Annotated in this window: 4 protein-coding genes; all 4 read right to left on the bottom strand. The window is 73.9% G+C overall.

Translation table 11 applies throughout. From position 1 onward, the window contains the following. A partial coding sequence (locus tag ACLF3G_RS29310; protein ID WP_430672910.1) for a metallophosphoesterase family protein occupies positions 1–782 on the bottom strand: 782 nt, incomplete at its 3' end. Then, a complete protein-coding gene (locus tag ACLF3G_RS29305) occupies positions 782–1,432 on the bottom strand; it encodes a phosphonate ABC transporter ATP-binding protein (protein WP_430672909.1) in 651 nt (216 codons plus the stop codon). The genes ACLF3G_RS29305 and ACLF3G_RS29310, both read right to left, overlap by 1 nt. Beyond that, positions 1,432–2,178 carry a phosphonate ABC transporter, permease protein PhnE gene (gene phnE / locus ACLF3G_RS29300; RefSeq protein ID WP_430672908.1) on the bottom strand — a complete coding sequence of 249 codons (747 nt, stop codon included), beginning with the start codon at positions 2,176–2,178 and terminating at the stop codon, positions 1,432–1,434. Before phnE ends, ACLF3G_RS29305 begins: the two co-directional genes overlap by 1 nt. After that, positions 2,178–3,035, bottom strand: an 858-nt coding sequence (locus ACLF3G_RS29295; RefSeq protein ID WP_430672907.1) for a phosphate/phosphite/phosphonate ABC transporter substrate-binding protein, incomplete at its 5' end; no start/stop codon positions are given. The genes ACLF3G_RS29295 and phnE, both read right to left, overlap by 1 nt.

Below are 3,035 nucleotides of genomic sequence, written 5' to 3'. Positions count from 1 at the left end.
GCACGTTCCGCCGGCGGCAGCACATCCTCGGAAGGCCAGTGGCCGCTGCACAACGCCGCGGCGTAACCCTCCGCCAGCCCGGCCGCGCGCATCGCGGCGGCGGCGGCATCGTGGTCGTAGTCCAGCGGGTGATGCGTGATGCGGAGCCCGTCCGCCTGCAGCGCCAGTACCGAAAACCAGGCGCGCGGCGTGCCGTCATCGGCGGGCATTCCGATCGCGCCGGCATTGTGCCACAGCGCCTCGCCCACCTGCCGGGTGAAGGGCAGGCCGCAATGGCCGGCCAGCACACCCTCAGCGCCCGTTATGGCGATCTCGGCCGCCAGGCTCGCATCGGGTGCCGAGGCAAACAGGAAGCGGTTCAGCTGGGTGGCGCCGCCATGGATGGCGGCCAGTCGCCTTCCGCCGAGCCGCACCTCGATCTGCCGCGGCAGCGCCGCCATCCAGGCACGGTGCCGAGGCTGCATCTGCCGCGACGCGTGCGCGAACCAGGTGCGGGACAGCAGGTCGCAGGCGGTACCTTCCTCGAAGCCGCAGCCGCAGTCCTCGGCGCCGCCCGCCAAGCTTTCCTCGCAATTGCCCATGACCGTGGCGATGCCCGCCTGCATCACCAGGTCCAGCGTCGCCGCCGCATCGGCGCAATAGGCCACCACATCGCCGGTGCAGAGCATGCGGGACGGCGGGATGCCGAGCGCCCGCGCCCGCTCCAGCAGCGCCCGCATCGCCTGGAGGTTCGAATAGGGGCCGCCGAACACCAGCAGCGGCGCGTCGGTCTCGATCAGCATCAGCCCTCCTCCAGCCTTCCATCCAATAATCGCAGCCGCCGGTCGCCGAAGCGACGCGCAAGGTCCGGTTGGTGGAGGCTGACCAGCACGGCAAGCCCCTGCCCCTGCGCCAGGTCGCGCAGCAGGCCCAGCACCGCCTCCGCATTCGCCGGGTCCAGGCTCGCAACCGGCTCATCCGCCAGCAGCACCGGCGCGCCCTGCGACAGCGCCCGCGCCACGGCGACGCGCTGGCGCTGGCCGCCGGAGAGCCGGTCCGCGCGGACATCCCCGAGCCCTGTCAGGCCGACCCGCGCCAGGCAGTCTTCCGCCGCCGTGCGTTCCGAAGCCGGCCACAGCCCAAGCGCAGCGCGCCAGAAGCCGGTGCGGCCGAGCGCGCCGACCAGCGTGTTGCCGCGCGCCGTCAGCCGCCCGGCCAAGGCGTGCTGCTGGAAAACCAGCGCCGGCCGGGCGGCGCCGGACAGCACCTGGCCCTGGCAGGGCAGCAGGCCGGCGATGGCACGCAGGAGGGTGGTCTTGCCGCTGCCGGAGGGGCCTTCGAGCACCACAACCTCCCCCGGCGCGACCTCCAGCTCGATGCCGGACAGGATGCGCCGGCCGGCCAGCGTCACCGCCAGCCCCTGCACCAGCAGGCCGTCCCGCCGCTTCAGCATCACAGCAGCCGGCGCCGCAGCGCCGCGGAAAGCCGGTCCGCGGTGAAGACCAGGGCGACGATGAGGCTCAGGATGGCGACGACGCGGGTGAAATCCAGCAGGTCCACGGCGTTCTTCAACTCCTGCCCCAGCCCGCCGGCACCGACCAGGCCAAGCACGGTGGAGGCGCGGATGTTGAACTCCCACACGTACAGCAGGGACGATGCGGTCTGCGGCAGCGTCTCCGGCAGCAGCACCACGGCGGCGGCCTGGGCGCGCGATCCTCCGGCGGAGGTCGCGGCCTCCAGCAGCGCCGGGTCCGCCGCCTCCAGCGTCTCGGACCACAGCTTCGCGAGCGAGCCCGCGGAATGCAGCGCGACGCCGAGCATCCCGGCGAAGGGCCCGAGCCCAACGGCCGCGACCAGCACCAGCGCGAAGACGAAGCTGTCCACCCCGCGCAGCAGGTCCAGCAGCGCGCGGGCGGGCTGGTGCAGCAGGCGCAGCGGCGCCACCGGCCGGGTCGCGAAGAAGGTCAGCGGCAGCGCCAGCAGCGCCGCAACGCTGGTGCCGAGGGTTGCGATCGCCACCGTCTCCGCCGCCCGCCGAAGCAGGTCCGGCAGGCCGGAGAAATCCGGCGGGAAGGCATTGGCGAACCAGCCGAGCATGCGCGGGATGCCGGCCAGCAGCCGCGGCAGGTCGGGCTCCACCACCCAGATGCAGGCGGCATGCAGCGCGGCCAGCCCGGCCAGCCAGCCAAGGCGCCGCATCAACCGCCGCCGATGCGGCCCAGCGCCCGGCCGGCCCGTTCGATCAGCGCGTAGCTGTCCGGCGTCGCGGCCTGCCAGCCGGTGTAGTTCGGCGGCATGATGCGGGCGGCGGTGGCCTCGTCGATCGCCAGCGCCGCGTCGCGCAGCCGGGCCTTCACCTCGGCGGGCAGGCCGCCGCGCACGGCGAGCGCGTCGTTCGGCAGCGGCTCCGACCGCCAGACGACCTGCACCTGGTCGGCGCGCACCCGCCCGGCGGCGATCATGGCATCGAGGTTGCGGTCGTAATCGGTCGCCAGGTCCGCCTGGCCGTTCACCACCGCCAGCACGTTGGCGGCGTGGGAGGCGCCGTCGCGGTAGCGGAAGTGGCGGCGCGGGTCGATGCCCTGGGTCTGGAACCAGTGATGCGGGATCAGCCAGCCGCTGGTCGACCCGGCATCGGCGAAGGAGATGGACAGCCCCTGCGCGTCCTGCGGGAAGCGCGCGATGGTGAGCCCCGGGCGGGCCAGGATGATGGCGTGGTAGGTCGGGCGGCCCTGGTAGCGGACCAATGCCACGGCCTCCGCCGCCGCGCGATCCTTCGCCAGCACGAAGCCCCAGGGGCCCATCCAGGCGCAATCGAGCTGATCCGTCGCCAGCGCCACGGCGATGCCGGCCCAGTCGGCGGTGACGGTCAGGCGGTAGGGGCGGCCGAGTGCGGCGGCGAGATGCGCGAAGAACGGCTCATAGGCCCGGCGCGTGTCGCCCGCCGTCGGCTGGAACGGCCCGACCGCGAAGCGCAGCGGCGCGTCCTGCGCCACGGCGGGGGCGGCGAGGCCGAGCAGCGGCGCGGCGATCAGGTGGCGGCGGGTCAGGGTCAT

Source organism: Falsiroseomonas sp. HC035, from assembly GCF_050563525.1.
Taxonomy (GTDB): Bacteria; Pseudomonadota; Alphaproteobacteria; order Acetobacterales; family Acetobacteraceae; genus Falsiroseomonas.
The sequence above is the reverse complement of the archived record's forward strand: the minus strand, read 5'-3'. Positions and strand labels throughout refer to the sequence as shown.

What these genes read in the sequence shown, in the direction of transcription:
- ACLF3G_RS29305 (WP_430672909.1), bottom strand. Translation starts at nt 1,432, where the DNA reads ATGCTGAAGCGGCGGGACGGCCTGCTGGTGCAGGGGCTGGCGGTGACG.
- phnE (WP_430672908.1), bottom strand. Translation starts at nt 2,178, where the DNA reads ATGCGGCGCCTTGGCTGGCTGGCCGGGCTGGCCGCGCTGCATGCCGCC.